The sequence below is a fragment of the Paenibacillus lycopersici genome, assembly GCF_010119935.1.
Classification (GTDB): domain Bacteria; phylum Bacillota; class Bacilli; order Paenibacillales; family Paenibacillaceae; genus Paenibacillus_Z; species Paenibacillus_Z lycopersici.
The window spans coordinates 1,385,744-1,402,067 of sequence record NZ_CP048209.1; the positions used below are offsets into that span (position 1 = coordinate 1,385,744).

The 16,324-nt window shown below is 59.8% G+C and carries 15 protein-coding genes and 1 pseudogene; 10 read left to right on the top strand and 6 right to left on the bottom strand.

Features of this window, described 5'->3' with window-relative positions:
* Positions 1-84 precede the first annotated feature (84 nt).
* Positions 85-1,032: a hypothetical protein gene (locus tag GXP70_RS05965; protein ID WP_162355610.1), complete on the top strand. Its 948-nt coding sequence runs from the start codon at positions 85-87 to the stop codon at positions 1,030-1,032.
* 682 nt (positions 1,033-1,714) lie between these two features.
* On the opposite strand, the gene GXP70_RS05970 is transcribed toward GXP70_RS05965, so the two are convergent.
* Positions 1,715-2,689: a M15 family metallopeptidase gene (locus tag GXP70_RS05970; RefSeq protein ID WP_225442679.1), complete on the bottom strand. Its 975-nt coding sequence runs from the start codon at positions 2,687-2,689 to the stop codon at positions 1,715-1,717.
* A 252-nt stretch (positions 2,690-2,941) separates the two neighbouring features.
* Here GXP70_RS05970 and GXP70_RS05975 point away from each other — a divergent pair, with 252 nt between their 5' ends.
* From GXP70_RS05975 to GXP70_RS05995, 5 genes are all read left to right on the top strand, one after another.
* Positions 2,942-4,570 (top strand): glycoside hydrolase family 26 protein, encoded by a 1,629-nt coding sequence (locus tag GXP70_RS05975; protein WP_225442680.1) that lies wholly within the window; start codon positions 2,942-2,944, stop codon positions 4,568-4,570.
* A 130-nt stretch (positions 4,571-4,700) separates the two neighbouring features.
* On the top strand, positions 4,701-4,886 hold the full coding sequence (locus GXP70_RS05980; protein WP_162355611.1) for a hypothetical protein: 186 nt from the start codon (positions 4,701-4,703) through the stop codon (positions 4,884-4,886).
* Between the two features lie 106 nt (positions 4,887-4,992).
* Complete coding sequence (locus tag GXP70_RS05985) at positions 4,993-5,211, top strand: hypothetical protein (protein ID WP_162355612.1); 219 nt, start codon at positions 4,993-4,995, stop codon at positions 5,209-5,211.
* 66 nt (positions 5,212-5,277) lie between these two features.
* Positions 5,278-5,739, top strand: a complete 462-nt coding sequence (locus tag GXP70_RS05990) for an MEKHLA domain-containing protein (protein ID WP_162355613.1) — start codon at positions 5,278-5,280, stop codon at positions 5,737-5,739.
* Between the two features lie 34 nt (positions 5,740-5,773).
* Positions 5,774-6,124 carry an MmcQ/YjbR family DNA-binding protein gene (locus tag GXP70_RS05995; RefSeq protein ID WP_162355614.1) on the top strand — a complete coding sequence of 117 codons (351 nt, stop codon included), beginning with the start codon at positions 5,774-5,776 and terminating at the stop codon, positions 6,122-6,124.
* Positions 6,125-6,531: 407 nt separating this feature from the next.
* On the opposite strand, the gene GXP70_RS06000 is transcribed toward GXP70_RS05995, so the two are convergent.
* Positions 6,532-7,317: a lipase family protein gene (locus GXP70_RS06000; RefSeq protein ID WP_225442681.1), complete on the bottom strand. Its 786-nt coding sequence runs from the start codon at positions 7,315-7,317 to the stop codon at positions 6,532-6,534.
* A gap of 137 nt (positions 7,318-7,454) precedes the next feature.
* Here GXP70_RS06000 and GXP70_RS06005 point away from each other — a divergent pair, with 137 nt between their 5' ends.
* Both GXP70_RS06005 and GXP70_RS06010 read left to right on the top strand, forming a co-directional pair.
* Positions 7,455-8,681, top strand: a complete 1,227-nt coding sequence (locus GXP70_RS06005; RefSeq protein WP_225442682.1) for a fused response regulator/phosphatase — start codon at positions 7,455-7,457, stop codon at positions 8,679-8,681.
* Positions 8,682-8,851: 170 nt separating this feature from the next.
* Complete coding sequence (locus GXP70_RS06010; RefSeq protein ID WP_162355615.1) at positions 8,852-9,577, top strand: phytanoyl-CoA dioxygenase family protein; 726 nt, start codon at positions 8,852-8,854, stop codon at positions 9,575-9,577.
* An 810-nt stretch (positions 9,578-10,387) separates the two neighbouring features.
* Here GXP70_RS06010 and GXP70_RS06015 read toward each other — a convergent pair.
* From GXP70_RS06015 to GXP70_RS06030, 4 genes are all read right to left on the bottom strand, one after another.
* Positions 10,388-11,635, bottom strand: a complete 1,248-nt coding sequence (locus GXP70_RS06015) for a magnesium transporter CorA family protein (protein ID WP_162355616.1) — start codon at positions 11,633-11,635, stop codon at positions 10,388-10,390.
* A 185-nt stretch (positions 11,636-11,820) separates the two neighbouring features.
* Positions 11,821-12,594, bottom strand: coding sequence for a sigma-70 family RNA polymerase sigma factor (locus GXP70_RS06020; protein WP_162355617.1), 774 nt, complete (start codon positions 12,592-12,594; stop codon positions 11,821-11,823).
* A complete protein-coding gene (gene rsbW / locus GXP70_RS06025; RefSeq protein ID WP_162355618.1) occupies positions 12,594-13,070 on the bottom strand; it encodes an anti-sigma B factor RsbW in 477 nt (158 codons plus the stop codon). Before rsbW ends, GXP70_RS06020 begins: the two co-directional genes overlap by 1 nt.
* A 44-nt stretch (positions 13,071-13,114) precedes the next feature.
* The gene (locus GXP70_RS06030; protein ID WP_192043421.1) at positions 13,115-13,438 is read right to left on the bottom strand and encodes an STAS domain-containing protein; all 324 of its coding nucleotides are present in this window, start codon (positions 13,436-13,438) and stop codon (positions 13,115-13,117) included.
* Positions 13,439-14,065: 627 nt separating this feature from the next.
* Between GXP70_RS06030 and GXP70_RS06035 the strand changes: the two are divergent.
* Positions 14,066-14,719 (top strand): annotated as a pseudogene (locus GXP70_RS06035) (transcriptional regulator).
* A 979-nt stretch (positions 14,720-15,698) separates the two neighbouring features.
* Positions 15,699-16,232 (top strand): general stress protein, encoded by a 534-nt coding sequence (locus tag GXP70_RS06040; RefSeq protein ID WP_162355620.1) that lies wholly within the window; start codon positions 15,699-15,701, stop codon positions 16,230-16,232.
* Positions 16,233-16,324 lie beyond the last annotated feature (92 nt).

Below are 16,324 nucleotides of genomic sequence, written 5' to 3' on the forward strand. Positions count from 1 at the left end.
CTTTTTTGTGCAAATCGCCGCATCGATGCCGCTTCTCCCGCGTATAAACAGATGACATTACCCTTGGAAGGATGGCGACGGCGCATGACGGACACGACGGTCGACCGATTGGCGGAAGCAAAGGAACGCAAGCATCGCTTGGAGAAGGCGCTGCGGCGGCAGGAACAGCTGCGCGGGCGGATCAACGAGAACGAAAGGCTCATCGTCAAGCTGGAGGTAGAACTGGAGGCGGAGCAGGCGGACGTCGACAAGCTGACCCGCATGTCGATCGCCAACTTGTTCCATACGCTGCTGCGCAGCAAGGACGAACAATTGGAGCTGGAACGCCAGCAGGCGCTGGCCGCCGCTTTGAAGCTGCAAGAAGCGAAGGACGCGGCGGCAAGGATGAAGGCGGAGAGCGTCAGCCTCGGCGATGAGCTTGCGGCCTGCGGCAACGCGGAATGGGAGTACGAGCGGCTGCTGCGGGAGCGGGAGGAAGAGCTGCGCCATTCCCGCGCCTATGCCGGCGAGCTGGCCGCGATGGATACGGAAATCGCCGACCGGACGATTCTGGTCAAGGAAATCCGGGAAGCCCTGACGGCCGGCCGTCGGGTCATGGCATCGCTGGAAGGCGCTTCGCGCAGCCTCGAGAAGGCGGAGAACTGGGGCAATTGGGATATGTGGGGCGGCGGCGGAATGATCAGCACGCATATCAAGCATGAGCATATCGACGATGCCAAGGCCGCGATCAGCGACGCCAATCACTTGATGCGCAGCTTTCGGGACGAGCTGGCCGATCTGGAACGAACCGTCGATATTCAGGTCGATATCAGCGGCCTGTTGAAGTTCGGGGATTACTGGTTCGACGGCCTGATCGTCGACTGGGTCGTGCAGAAGCGGATCAAGAACGCGCAGGATCAGACGCTGGAAGCGATCCATCAGGTCCGAACGATCGTGAACAGGCTGCAGTCGGAACAGACGGCCGCGGAATCGGCGCTGGCCGGCCTGAAGACGAAGCGCGTGCTCTGGATCGAAACGAACCGGCCGGAGTAGCCGTATCGCAAAACAGCAGGAGGCCGTCCCATGGCATCGGGACGGCCTCCTTGCATTGTCTTGATGAAGCAAGCGGGCGCTGGATCGCTTGCACCGTTGCCCTCGTGCGCCCTCGTGCGACTGCGCGGTCGTTCCGCCGGCGATCGTCCGCCCGCCGATACCGTTCTGTCCCGAGCGTTTCATTGCTATTGCCGGCTATGCAGCGGTAGCACCGGATCTAGCAAGGAAACGGACAGGAGATCCGCTATTGGCAGGCCTGCATGGATTTCTCGTGCGCTGGCGGACAGGAGATCCGCTATTTCGCCCGAAAGACGGATAGACGATGCATATCGGAGGCAATAGCGAATCCTGTGTCCGATCGCTAACTCCAATATGCTGATTTCGGCAACATAACGGATCGTATGTCCGCTAACCCAGGAGGCTGCCCTTCTCGGGCATTGGCCGCACGGGAACGGATGCGGCGGCGCGGGCACGGGTGCTGCGTCGCCCACGATGCGGCGTCGCGGGAACGGATGCGGCATCGCAGGCACGCATACGACATCGCGGGAACGGATTCGACGGTGCGGGCCCGAACGCCGTGCCGCGGGCCTGAATGCAGCTTCGCGATCCCGAATGCAGCGTCGCGGGTACGAGTACGACATCTCGCGGGCCCGAACGCCCATCGGGACGGTCGCGGGCAGGGTTAGAAGCGGGCCAAGTATGCTTCCAGCGTCAGGCCAAGCTGCGCGATCTCCTTGGCGACGGTAACGCCGACGTAGCGGAGATGCCACGGCTCGTACATGTAGCCGGTCTCGTCCTCATGCTCCTTCTCGTAGCGGATGATGAAACCGTATTCCGCGGCGTGCGCGGCCAGCCACTTGCCTTCCTTGGTGCCGCCGTAGCTTTGCTCCAGGCCGTAGTGGACGCTTGAGCTGGAGACGTCCATCGCAAGGCCGGTTTGGTGCTCGCTTTGGCCGGGATGGGCGCTGAACGTGTTCGCCTCCTTCGCGCCGTGCGTCTTCGCGTAGGCGTTGAAGATCGATTGCTGCGACGCGTACGAGCGGTAGCCGGAGACGGCTTTCAATTCAATGCCGTCCTCCTTGGCGCCGGCGAACAGCTTACCGAGCGCCTCGGCCGCGACCTTGCGCATTTGCTGCTTCGGGCTGTCGCCGGAGAAGGAGAACTCGACCGGCGCTTTGACGAGATCGGGGGGCACGTAACCGGAATCGAGCTCGCGTTTCTTGTTGACGAGCACTAGGGTGCTGGTTGGATTCGTAACGTATGCGATGGTTTTCTTGACGGTGTCCAGCTGGTCTTTGTCGTTCGCGACGTAGGATGTGCCCTCGCGCTGAATGGTCGTGCGGGACGCGGCATTGTCGTACAGGAACTGCTGGAGCTCCGATCGGGCCGAGGCCGTCGCCGGCTTGGACGGCTTCTTGCCGCCGCCGCCTCCCGTCTGCGCGGGAGCGTCGTTACCTGCGCCTGCAATGCCGGCGCCCGAACCGTCTCCGCCGGCCGCACCGGACGCGTCGGAGTTCGAGCCGGTTCCGCCATTCGCGGCAGCGGAATGACCGAATTTGTCGAACGCATCCTGCAAGACGGTCGTTTGGGTCGCTATGAAGTAGGCACCGATCGAGATGCCGAGAACAACGACGGGAATCAGGACTGATTTCTTCACAAGCTTGCTTGCCTCCTAAATTACGGCTGATTATGAACAAGAACGACGATGAGGGTTCTATCAATAGTATAGATAGATTCGCCTTAGTTGTACAACTTTCGGGCGAACCAGAATTAGGCATGCGGCAGCCGCATGCCGCCGCGTTCCCGGCGCGGTCGAACGGTGTCAAAAAATGTCTTTCAACCCTGCGGTTAACTGGTGTAATATGGGTTTTGATAGCAAGAATACGATCCAGAGACAGGAGAATGAGAAGTGAAGACGTACCGCAGACCGAAGTCGTTCGGCAGGAAGCTTGCGCTGCTGCTGGCGGCGACGACCGTTGCGTTCACGACCGTGAAGGCGCAGGACGCGCACGCGATGGACAAATGGGGCATTTACAAGGAAGCGCAGAAGCTTGACGAGCAGGGCAAATATGCCGAAGCGATCGCCAAGTATAATATGATCGCGCCCGAATTCATCAAGACCAAGGAATACGGCAACGCCGCGGGCATGTACCTCCGGATCGGCAACGATTACGCGAAGCTGAAGAAATACGACGACGCCGTCGCGGCCTGGGATCTGGAAGCGAAATATTACGGCTTGGCGGGCAACACGCAAGTCAGCATCGCGGCGAAACGCAGCGCGGACATGCTGCGCAGCAAGGCGAGCCTGTTCGTCGAGACGACGGCCGGCGCGGTCGGCGGCAGCAACACGCACGGCGCGAAGTTCGAACCGAAGAACGGCGCGCTGCTCGGCGCCTACGCGGAGCTCGATCCGGCGGTTCATAACGCCCAGACCGCCAATCCGTTCTATACGGAGAAATTCCCGGCGATGACGGGCAAGAAGCATGCCGCATACCTGGAGTATTTTACGTACGGCAAGCCGCTGTCCAGCATCCAGAGCCATATCGACCACGCGCGCGCGGCGGGCGTGGCGATCGAGCTCGGCGTGCAGCCGTTGAACGGCCTGGCCGAGGTCAAGGACGATGCGTACCTGCACCAGCTGGCCCGCGATATCGAAGCTTCCGGCGTCAAGGTGTTCCTTCGTTTCGCGAACGAGATGAACGGCGACTGGGTCAAATGGCATGAGGAGGATCCGAAGAAATACATCGAGAAGTTCCGGCTCGTCGCGAGCGTGTTCCACAAGGAAGCGCCGAACAACGTCGCCATGGTATGGGCGCCGGACCGGCTGCCGGAGTACAACATCCAGTCGTACTATCCCGGCGATGACGCGGTCGATTGGGTCGGCGTCAGCCTGTATTCGATCTTCGACCCGTCGCTCGATCCGCTGAAGCAGGGCGAGGACCGTTCAAGCCATCTGGATAAATTCGACAACATCTACAAACTGTACGCCGCGCGCAAGCCGGTGTTCATCTCCGAGGGCGGCATCTCGTATATGTACCCCGAGAAGAAGCTGGACAAAACGGATTGGGCCGTGTACAAAATGCAGGAGTTCTATTCGACGCTTCCGATGCTCTATCCGCGAGTGAAGGCCGTCTTCTACTTTGACAGCAACCATGACGCTTCGGCGCGGATCAAGTATTACATGCTGTCCGCGAACCGGAAGCTGCTCGACGGCTACAAGAAAGCGATCGACAATCCTTTCTATCTGAGCAATGTCGGCGACGAATCGCCGGTTGCGTACAGGCCGGCGAGCGCCGCCTCGCCGGTAACGGCAGCGGTCCAGAACCTCTCCGCCTACGTGAAGACATGGTCGCCGACGCTGGCCAAGGTAACGTACGACATCGGCGGCAAAACCGTCGGGAAGACGATGTCGCCGCCGTGGACGGCGAAGATCGATTTCGCGCCATATAAGGGCAAGACAATCGAGGTCGTCGTCAAGGCGTACGATAGCAAGAATACGCTCGTCACGACGCAGAAGGTGCCCGTGACCGTCAAATAATCCGCCCGCATCCGGCCCGCGCCGGAGCCGAATAGACGGCTCTGCGCGGGCCGGACGATTTTGGCGATCGAGCCGCAGATGGTATGATAGTGTCTAGACAAGCAGATCCGAAGGGAAAGGGGGAGCGGCGATGAACGAAACGGACGAAGCCGACATGCCGATGGAGGCGCGTCTCGCGGCGGCGCTCGCGGAGATCAAGGCGCTGCGCGAAGACAAGCTGCGATTGCAGCGGGAGGTCGTGCGGCTGCGAGGCCTGCTGCGCGGCGAGCCGCGGGACATCAGATCCACGAGATTGAACGAGGCGCTGCGGGAATAGGCGGCCGAAACCGCGGGAATCGGCGCGAAACATGCGCAAAGCCACTGGAAAGCGCGGCCGAAAAGCGCTACAATATGAGTAGTACAATCAAGGCGAGGTGATCTCAATGTCAGAAAACCAAACGACGCCGGAACCGCAGGAGCAAGCGCAGGATCAGCCGAAGAAAGTATCCCTTGCCGAAGCCGTGAAGCAGAAGCTCGCGCAGAAGAAGCTGGAGCAGGCGAACGGCGGCAAGCAGAAATTCGGTCCGGGCGGCAATCAGCAAACGATGAAGAGCCAGAATACGAAGAAGGTTAACAACCAGCGCAAGAAAATGGGCGTATAACGCAAAAAGGGAACTGAGGGTGAATTGCCGCCTTCAGTTTTTTTAATGGCCAGAGGGGGAGAAGGCATGCAGCAGCGAACCGGCAGCGGCGCGGGAGAGCGCCATGCGTCGATTATTCTGGACAGCTACCGGAGGTTACTGGGGAAGCCGCTGATCGCGACGGACGCGGACAAGCCTGCCGCGGAGCAGCTGTTCGAAGCGCCGATCACGGTGCTGTCCCACGGCACGGAGCAGGATCCCGTGCTGAATTACGGCAACCGGAGCGCGCTCGGTCTATGGGAGATGGACTGGTCCGCGTTCACGTCGATGGCGTCGCGGCATACGGCCGAGCCGATGATTCAGGCGGAGCGGCGGCGATTCCTGGATGCGGTTGCGGAGAAAGGGTACATCGACGACTACAGCGGCGTGCGGATTGCGGCGAGCGGGAACAAATTCCGCATCGAGCAAGCGGTCGTATGGAACCTATACGACGAAGACGGTGCGTATTACGGGCAAGCGGCGGCTTTCGCGCGCTATACCCGGTTGTAACGGGGAATAGGAGCAGAGGGGAGAGGAGAAGAGGATGAAACCGATAATCGATTACTGCTTGTCCTTGAAATGCGCGGAGAAGGACTACCCCTTCGGGCCGGAGCCGCTCGTCATGAAGGTCGGCGGCAAAATGTTCGCGTTAATCGCGGACAACGCGATTTCGCTGAAATGCGATCCCGTGATCGCCGAGAACCTGCGCGAGCAGCATGAAGCGGTGAAGCCGGGCTATCACCTGAACAAGAAGCATTGGAACACCGTCACGGTCGACGGCTCGATTCCGCTTGGCGAGATTAACGACATGATCGCGCATTCCTACGCGCTCGTCTTCAAGGGGCTGCCGAAGGCCGAGCGCAGCCGGATCGAAGCGCTGCTGCGGCTGCCTTAGCGCTTCGGCGCGATGGGCCTGCAGCCGCGCGAGCCGGCGTCCCGGCAAGGACCGGCGCGCGGCAAGGTGCAGCTGTTCACAGCAGGCAGGCGCGCATATCGGCGCCCTGCAAGGCGCAGCGGTCGCAGCAGGCAGGCGCGGACCGCGGACCGGCGGGGCTGCCGCAGCAGGCAGGCGCGCATATCGGCGCCCTGCAAGGCGCAGATGCCGCAGCGGACAGGCGCGCAGACCGGTGCACGGCAAGGCGCAGCGGTCGCAGCAGGCAGGCGCGGATCGCGGACCGGCGGGGCTGCCGCAGCGGACCAAGGGCGCCGGCGAAGCCGCTGCACCGGCAGCCAGCGCCGCCAAGCAGAGCTGCCGCAGCAGGCTGCCGCACCGGACCGGCACCTGGCGCGAATCGGCTCGCGCTACCGGAGCGGGCACCAGCCCGGCGGGCTCGAGCAGACCGCGGCCGTAAAGCCCGGCGCGTCCTTGGCCAGATCGGCGAAATAGCTGCCGATCACATGATTGCCGCCGACGGATCCGTTGCGGAAGCTCCGTCGTACTTCTTCTTTGACATGCAGGTAATAATAGGTCTTATCCGTCTTCGGCAGGGTATACACGAGCGGCGGCAGATGCGGCACGACGTCGAATTCGTTCTGCACCCGGTATGTGACCGGCACGGCGGCATTGTAGCTGCGCGCGAAGCCGGGATCGCCGACGCGCGGCGCGCCGAACGTGTACGTGATCAAGCTGGCCGGGGGACGGTTGACGGCGATGTCGGCCGACGCCAGCGTCGCCAGCGCGCCGCCGAGGCTGTGGCCGGTCACGAACAGCGGTTTCCCCTTGGCGGTCTGGTTCAGCAGCTTGAAGATCGCATCGCGCGCGGACATGTACACCTCGGTGAACCCGCGGTGCGTCATGCAGCCTTTGCCGAGCGGCTTGAAAGCCGTCTGCTGCGCCATCATGTCCGTAATCCAGTCCGTCGGCGAGATCGTGCCGCGGAATGCGAGGATGACGCCGCGTTCGGATTCCAGCACGAAACCGAACAGCTCCTCGTCCCCGGCATACGAGGCCGCGCTGAACGGTCCGACCAGCGAATAAGTATCCGGCGTCAGGAACAATCCGCCGTTATCGTACTGCACGTACGTTTGACTGCACACGGCCGCCAGGAAGATCGCCGTCCGCAAGTCCATCGTGCTGTCGGTATTCATGGGCCGCTCCTCCTTCGTCATCTATCACATTGTATGAGGGTCTGGGCCGGTATGCTTTAGGCGGCTGTCCCGGCGATTCAACTGACGGCAATCGGGGTAACTAGGGAGATGAAATTTGAGGGAAGCAGGAGTTGCGGATGAATAAATTAACGGCGCCGGACGGAACGGCCAAGAGATGGGATATGCGCATTGCCGTCGTAGACGACAACCCGATGAACATCACCGTCGTGAAGGAGATTTTGAAACGGGCGGGGTATTCGGACATGCTGACGGCTTCGAGCGGGGTGGAGCTGTTCGCGCTGCTCGGTCTTCGCGCGGACGGCAGCGAGCCCGAAGACGCGAAGGTAGCCGGAGGCGGCGACAGCCACGGCATCGATTTGATTTTGCTTGATATGATGATGCCCGGCGTGGACGGCATTACGGCGTGCCGGCACATCCAGCAGTCGCCTCGTCTGAGGAATATCCCGATCATCATGGTGACCGCGATCGGCGATTCCAAGAAGCTCGCGGAATCCTTGGACGCCGGCGCGATCGACTACGTGACGAAGCCGATCAATCGCATCGAGCTGCTCGCGCGCATACGCGTCGCGCTGCGTCTCAAGGAGCAGAAGGATTGGCACAAGGAACGCGACCGCCGCATGAACGAGGAATTGCTGCTGGCGAGAGAAGTCCAGTACGCGGCGCTGCCGCAGCCGGTAGACGACGAGGGGATAGCGATCGATGCGATCTACCGCCCGTCGGAGGAGCTCTCCGGCGATTTGTACGCCTGGCACCGCATCGACGACAACCGGTACGGTATCGCCGTGATTGACGCGATGGGGCACGGCATCAGCTCGTCGCTCGCGAGCATGTTCATCGCTTCCGTGCTGAAGGAAGCGATGACGAAGCAGGTGGAGCCGAAACGGGTCGTCAAGGAGCTGAACCGCCGTTCGCAGCAGCTGCAGTTCGCGGACCAGCTGATCCAGTATTATTTTACGGGACTGTATATGGTCGTGGATTTGAACAAGGGCGTGCTGGAATATGTCAATGCGGGCCATCCGCCGGGACTGCTGATCCGCGGCGACGGCCAGGTGGAGAGCTTCGCCCTTGGCGGGGCGGCCATCGGCTTGTTCAGCGAGATCGCGACGGAGAAGCATGCGCTCGCTATCCGGCCGGGCGATCGGATTCTGCTGTTCACGGACGGGATGTACGATTTGGTCGGCAGCGATTACGAGGAAGACCGGGAAGCGAGCTTGACCGAGCTGCTGCGTCCCTTCGACGGCAGGACGCCGGTCAAGGCGATCGAAGAAGCGTTGTTCGGCGGGGAGCTGCGGGAAGGCGCGGAAGCCGACGACCGCTGCATTGTCATCGTCGATATCAAGTAGGACCGGGTTGTACGGATTCTCCCCGTACGTCACCGCTCTTCCAAATCGTCCTTTAACAAAGTGGAGAAAGTACAACGAAGTGCTGGAATGCGTTCATTGTCCGGCACGCGGCGGTGCTTGATAATGGAGATATAACAAGCCATGCCATTCATGTTGAGGGAGTGAAAGCGATGTTGACGGAAGAGCAGTTGAAGCAATACGCGGAGAAAGGGTACATCATTCTGGAAGATCTGTTCACGGCGGAAGAGATGGACCGGATTACGGGCATTATCGATGTCTTCGACCGCGAAGGGGAAGAAGCGTTGAACGTGGGCGAGAAAGGGTTCAACAACGTCCCGAATCAAATCAACTTCACCTGCAATTTGACGCATAACAGCCCGGAATTGGAGCGGTTCATCGGCGATCAGCGCTTCGTCGATCTGACGACGACCATCCTCGGCCCGGATATCCGGCTGTATTGGGATCAATCCGTGTATAAGCGCCCCGAGGCGAAGCGCGATTTTCCGTGGCATCAGGATAACGGTTACGTGCCGACGGAGCCGGTTCATTATTTGACTTGCTGGCTCGCGCTCAACGACGCGACGATCGAGAACGGATGCGTATGGATCAAGCCGGAAACGCATCTCGGCGGATTCGTCAAGCACGAGAAGACGGACATCGGCTGGCAGTGCTACTTCGGCGACGATCCGGGACAGCCGGTTCCGCTGCGCAAAGGCAGCCTCGTGGCGTTCCACTCGCTGCTCTTCCATCGCAGCACCCCGAACCAGAGCGACGGAACGCGCAAAGCGTACGTGATTCAATACTCCGTTGATGGCGCGAAGAACCCGGACACCGGCGTCGTATTCAACAACGGCCCGCTGATTGCCAAAGACGGCAAAGCCGTTCTGGCCGAATAAAGCGGCCGGCTGCTGCTGCCGGATGGCAACCGACAAAAACGTCCTCCCTGGGGGAGGACGTTTTTTGTCGGGCTGCCCTAGAAAATCTCGACAGCCGTATGTGTTGAAAGAAGAATTACGCTCCTCCGGGTCTGGCGGACAGAGGTTCCGTTATTTGGACGAAATCAGACGATGGGGATCAGTGGCGGACACAGGATACGTTATAGTTCCCGTAAGGCATCGAAAACAGATAAATCGGCAGCTATAACGGATTTCCTGTCCACCAACACACGAAAAGACGCGATTATGAAGTGAATAACGAATCTCCTGTCCGCCTCCTTGGTTCGACGGGCGTACCGCGACCCAGCCGTCATGAAGACGGCTGGGTCGCGACGGTTCGGGCAGACCGCCCACGTCGGGCAGACCCGCCCACGTCGGGCAGACCCGCCCACGCCGGCAGACCCGCCCGCGCCGGCGAAGCGGCTGCTGGGTTTGTCTATAACCCAAGGCTCGAGTTGTCAGGAGCCTGCTCGAATCCTTGACTAGCTCGCATCATGTATGGAATAGGCTCATCTGTATGTTGAGGCCGGTGCCGGTTGTGCAACCGGTACTGGTGATCCAGTTTATCTACATCCTAGAGTACTACAAACCGCAGTGTCTCGTCCTCCGCCTGGGAGAACGTCGTCAGGCTGCCCTGGAAAATCTCGTCAGCCATCCATCTATCCAATTACCTTCAAGCGACGATGCATTAATGCGTTTATATCGAAGCTCGAAATTTGCTTTATATTCGATTCGGGCACCGCTTACGGAGGAGGAGTCCTTAGCCCTTCATTATTCGGTCGGCATCTGCCTGCGGTTCGACCGCGACGGCAACGGTGCGGGTTCCGCAGCGTCCGACGCTCCGGTTCCTTCGGTCGATGTCGAAGATGAGGCTGCGCCGGCTTTCGTCGATAGCGTCATGCTGGTTCCCGTTCTCGCGCTGCGGCTGCGGCGGTTCGGCAATGCGCGATCCTCGCTGTCCTGCGGGGCCTTGTCGGTGTCCCCGGTCAGAGAGCTGCCGACGATGTCGCCGCGCGACCGGCCGTGCAGCAGGTCGCCTGTCCAGCCTTTGCGCCACAGCCACCAGTAGATGAGCAGCGTGATCACGACGATGACGCCGCTGACGGTGAGGAAGCCCCAGCGCTCGCCGGCCCACGGAATGCGGTTGAAGTTCATTCCCCACACGGCGCCGATGACCGTAGCCGGCATGAACAGGGCGGTGAAGATCGTGAGCGTCTTCATGATGTCGTTGCCCCGGAAGTTGGAGATGGCGTCGTCCATCATGAGCAGCGTGTCGATCTCCATCGCATAATGGTCGAGCAGCCCTTGGACGCGTTCCATCCGCAGCTCCATCCGCTTGAATTCTTCCCGTTCCGAGAGCTCGTCCATGAACGCTTCCTTCGCCGCGGCCTGGATTTCCTTGATCGGAATGAACAGATGGCTCCAGTGCAGCAGCTCGTACCGCCGTTCGAAGATGGCGTTCATGAGACCGGTCTTGTTGTGCCGGCTCATCTGCCGCTCGAGCTCGCCGAGGCGGGTTTCGAAACGATCCAGTCCGGCATGGAACGTCTCCAGCATGTTGCCGATGAGGACGAAGAGACCTTCGGGCGCCGTCGTGCAGCGATGCAGCTTCTCGTACCAAGGCTCGCTCTGCATCCGCACGGAGAGGCGCATATCGCTCTGGTACGTGACGAGCTGGTCGCTGGTTACCCGGAAGTGGAGGTGCTGAATGTCGGATTCGTCGTCGGACGCTTGAAAAAGAAGCGTCCCCTGCAGGACGGACTTCCCTCCGGGGAGCTCGGTTACCGCTATTTGGTTGTGCGCGGAGCCTTCAATCTCCTGAAGCCAAGCGGCAAACGCCGGATGCGTCTGCTTGATCTCAAGCTGGGCCTCGATCGGTCCGGCGTCCGGCCCGTTCTGTTCCGCGGCGGCGCCCTGGGCGGCTTTCCTGCTGCGGGTCAGACCGGATACGGCCGGACGCGGAGCGTGCAGCATATGCCATTCCCATTCCAATGGAAATTGCAGCAACCGATGCATCATGGTATTGGAGCCTCCTGCTTGTCCGTACGTGCGATAGTCATTAGTACCATCATAACGCGAATTTGCCCGGGAGCACAACTTGATGGCGGAATTAATATCCAATTCGCCGGCAAATGCGCATAGCCGCCAGCGAAACAAACATGCCCGGCGCCGGTGGGACCGGTGCCGGGCATGCAGCCAGCGGTTCAGACTTCCTCGGACTGTTCGCCGAGCAGCGTCTTGAGCTTGTCGATGGCGCGGCGCTGAATGCGCGAGACGCTCATCTGCGAGATGCCGATCCGTTCGGCGATCTGGCGCTGCGGCAATCCTTCCGAATAAGCGAGCAGGAGCACTTCCTGCTCTTGAGGCTTAAGCTGCGACAGTGCCGCCTGCAGGTCGAGCCGCCTGTCGACGTCGTCGAAATCGTCGCCCGGCGAACCGAGCAAGTCCCCGAGGGAGGCGGCATTGTCCTCCTCCGAAACCGGCGTATCCAGCGACACGTAATGGTACAGGTCGCGGCCGGCCAGAATCTCGGTCGTCTCTTCGACGGAAAGCGACATCTCCGCGGAGATCTCCTCGATCAGCGGCGATCGTTCGAGCTTGACGGTCAGCGCGTCGATCACCTGCTGCACGGCGATGCCTTTCTCTTTGATGCGGCGCGGCACCTGGATGTACCAGGATTTGTCGCGAAGGAAGTTCTTCATATGTCCGATGATGCTCTTCATGGCGTACGGTTCAAACTGCATGCCAAGGGAGCTGTCGAATTGACTGAATAGACGAAGGAGGGCGATTTGGCCGACCTGCATGAGATCCTCGTACAGGTCGGGGCGGTTCCGCGAGATTTTCCCGGCTGCCATGCGAACCATAGGCTCATAATGCGTAATCAGCTGTTCGGCGATCGTATTGTCGGGATTGTCCTGATAAGCGATTATGAGCTCGGCGCCGGTGATGGGGTGCTGCTTGGCCGGCTGAGGGCTCATCACAATTCACCACTCTTCACCAACCGCTTCGTCAAGACCACTTCCGTTCCCATCTCGCTGTTGACTTCCACGTCGTCCATCAGAGCTTGCATCAAGTACAACCCCAAACCGCCGGCTTGCAACTCATCGATCGTTTTGCCGTTCACCGGCTGCGCCCTGCGGGCTGCCGCCGCGGCGTCGAAGCTTCGGCCTTCGTCCTTCACGATAATGGAGAGCGCGTCATACCGCTTCACGAGGCGCACCTCGATCCGCGGCGTCTGCGCCGGCGCTTGCGCGGCCTGTCCGGCGTTCAAATCGCCGTACGCATACAGCACCGCATTGTTGCAGGCCTCCGAAACGGCGACCTTCATGTCTTCGATCTCTTCATAGGAGAAGCCCATTTTGACGGCCAGCCCGTACAGGGTCAGCCTTACCAAATCAATATATTCCGCAGAGGCTGGCACTTGCAGCGTGATGATTTCCTCCGGTACATTCATCGTTTATCTCGATCCTTTCTTCGGCTTCGCCGGCGGGCGGCGAATTAGGCTTGTTTGATTAGAAAAGGCGTAATGCCGGTCATGTCGAACAGCTTGCGGATATGCGGCGGCACGGCTTCCACGGAGAACGGAGCTTCGTTGGCATGGCGCGCTTTCAGGACGGACACCAGAATGCCGATGCCCGTGCTGTCCACGTAATGCAGCTCGCGCAAATTCAGCACGAGCTCACGGTCGGTCAGCTCGATAAGCGGGGACATGACAGCCCGCATCTGGACGGCGGATTCCAAGTCCAGCTCGCCTCCGATATAGACCGTGCATTTGCCTGTCTGGTTTTCGGTTCGAACGAATAGTTTATCATTATGCTTCATCGCAACGACGCTCCTGTATACGTATTGATATCTCATTATCTGTTGATTACCCATGCTTCTACGGCGTGAAACATTCCGGCACGGGTTCATAGGCATCATACGGCTCGACATGCTGCAGCGCGGCCTTGCATTGTCTTGGCGATTGGTCAAGGGTCAAGCCGGGCGGTGAAATCGAGCCGGCTCGGATTGCCGCAGCGGCCATGCATTCGGCCGAGCATACGAGCTGGTTCTTTTATTATATTGCAGAAATATCGCTTGTCGAATACGTCCGTCCGCAAACGGATATGGCCGCATGCCGCAATGGAGCTGCAATGCGATCCGCTCAGGGGAGGGCGATCTGGCCGTGGTCGTGGATGCAATTGATATAAGTATAGAGAAAACTAGATGAAGCAAGTAAATGTTTGGTGGAGATGGGATTGGAGTAGATGGGATTCGAGTAGACTGGAAGAATTGAACAAATGCATGATTGAAAAATATCGGCCCTTGTTGGTACAATGAAGCCATACCACAACGGTCGTGAAGCACACGCCGCTTGGATATGTTCGGCGCCTTTCAGGGCGGGAGCATCCAAGCGGCGTTTTTGCTTTTTCGGACTGGCGGCCTGACTGAGAGAGGACGTGATGCATCATCAAGCATTTTGACGAAGCTTACGAGAACTGGCTGAACGCGGCAATCGTGAAAGAAAACAATCCCAGAAGACTTGAGAAACTGGAAAAGGGACTCGGTCACGGCACGCGCGAATTTCTGCGGATCGTCTGGTTTCCCGCCGTGGGGAATTTCAACGATCTGCATCCCGAATGGGAGGTGCTGGATTTTAACAATGGTTACAGGTATCTTGATCTGGCTTACAGGCCGGGAGGCAATAGTAAGGGCGGTATCGAAATTCATGGCTACGGGCCGCATGCAAGGGACCTCGACGTACGGTGATTCAAGGATCTGTGCTGGAGGCATAGCTTATTGGCGTTGGACGACTGGATTTTTTTGCCGATCGCTTATCTGTCCATTACTGACGAACCGAAGCGCTGCCAGCAGCTGGTTCTCTCGTTTATCGGGAAATTCGTTGCCATGGATGTGCCTGAACATTTGAGTTGGCTCGAAGCCGAGACGGTCCGGTTCGCAAGGCGGCTGCTGCGCCCGTTTGCGCCGTCGGAGCTTGCCGGTCATTTGCACATCACGGTACAGCATGCGAGGCGCGTGCTTCATCGAGCCGTGGAGCAGCAACTGCTGTTCGTGGCCAGCGGCAGGAGCCGCTACCGCACATATGCTCTTAGAATCCATTAAGCCTTATTTGGTCTGGAAGCGGTCCAAGGGATACGTAAGGAATCCCAGAGGTGTTGATGCTGGCGAAAGGGTGCATATTCGAGGGTCGGCGCCCTAATAGCGCTGCTTGAGTTCCCGAAGTCGGGTGAGAGGCTAGAATTGGCTATTATAGGCCTACTACGGTTCGTTAGCGGCTGAGAGCAGGTGAGATAGCGGGCACGTTCCGGTGCGAAAACGTGCAGGAGCGTTGGATATCGGCTGAGAGGCCAGGATCGGCGACTTTAGTCTACTGCTGTTCGTGGCCAGCGGCAGGAGCCGATACCGCGCGTATGCTTTAAGAATCCAGTAAGCCTTATTTGGTCTGGAAGCGGTCCAAGGGATACGTAAGGAATCCCAGAGGTGTTAATGCGGGCGAAAGGGTGCATATTCGAGGGTCGGCGCCCTATTAGCGCCGCTTGAGTTCCCGAAATCGGGTGAGAGGCCAGAATTGGCGACTATAAGCCCAATACGGTTCGTTAGCGGTTGAAGCAGGCGAGATAGCGGGCACGTTCCGGCGCGAAAACGTGCAGGAGCGTTGGAAATCGGAGCTGGAAGAGCCGGAAATGGGTTGAGGCCGGAAGTGGCGACTGTAAGTCAACCACGGTTCGTTAGCGGCTGAGAGCAAGCGAGATAGCCGACGCGTTCCGGTGCGAAAACGTGCAGGAGCATTGGAAACCCGAGCTGGAAATCGGTTGAGGCCGGAATCGGCGGCTATAAGCCCAATACGGTTCGTTAGCGGTTGAGAGCAGGCGTGACAGTCTGCACAGTCCGGCGTGAATACGTGCAAGGGGACTGGGAGCGGCAGTCTTTTGGTTATGCGGAGGCTGACGTGCCGGCAATCAGCTGTTTGAACGCAGGGCCGCAATCCGGGCGAGTTCCGCCGCCCACGCGATACGCGCCGATTGAATTCGCCAAAATTAGGGTATACCAACCATACCCGAACAAAATGGAGGCGAATGAGATGAGCTATAAAGTCGCGATATTCGAAACGGAGAACGATGCGATCCAAGCGGTCCAGGCGTTGGAACAAGCCGGCTTCACCAAGACGGAGCTGACCGTGGTCGCCAAGGACAAGGAGCACTCGCGCCGGATCGAGTCGGAGACGAACGTCCATGCGGACGAGCTGCAGGACTTGTCGGATGCGCGCGCGTCCGTCGATCAGCACGGGCTTGGCGATCCCCGCATCATCGCGCCGATGTACGCGTCGCAAGGCATGGGCATGTCAGGAACGTTCACGGGCGGATTCGCCTATCCGGGCACGTCGTTCGTGATGGCCGGCGCTTTCCTGGACGACGATTCCGGCGTGAACAGCATGCTGTCCGATCTCGGCGTGCCGGGCGAGGATGTCGACGAATGCCGCCATGCGCTCGCGGACGGGGCGATCATCGTCGCGGCCGAGACCGGCAGCGACGGGACGAACGGCGGACCGGACTTGACCCGGGGCGGGGCGGCGGAGGCGGCGTTCAGAAGCTGCGGCGCGGCGCGGATTTTGTAAGCTTTTGCCGTAGTTTGACCATAATGCGCAAGACAGGTCGTGTCGAACGGAGCGGAACGCTCCCGGCACGGCCTTTTCGCGATTAACCAGAA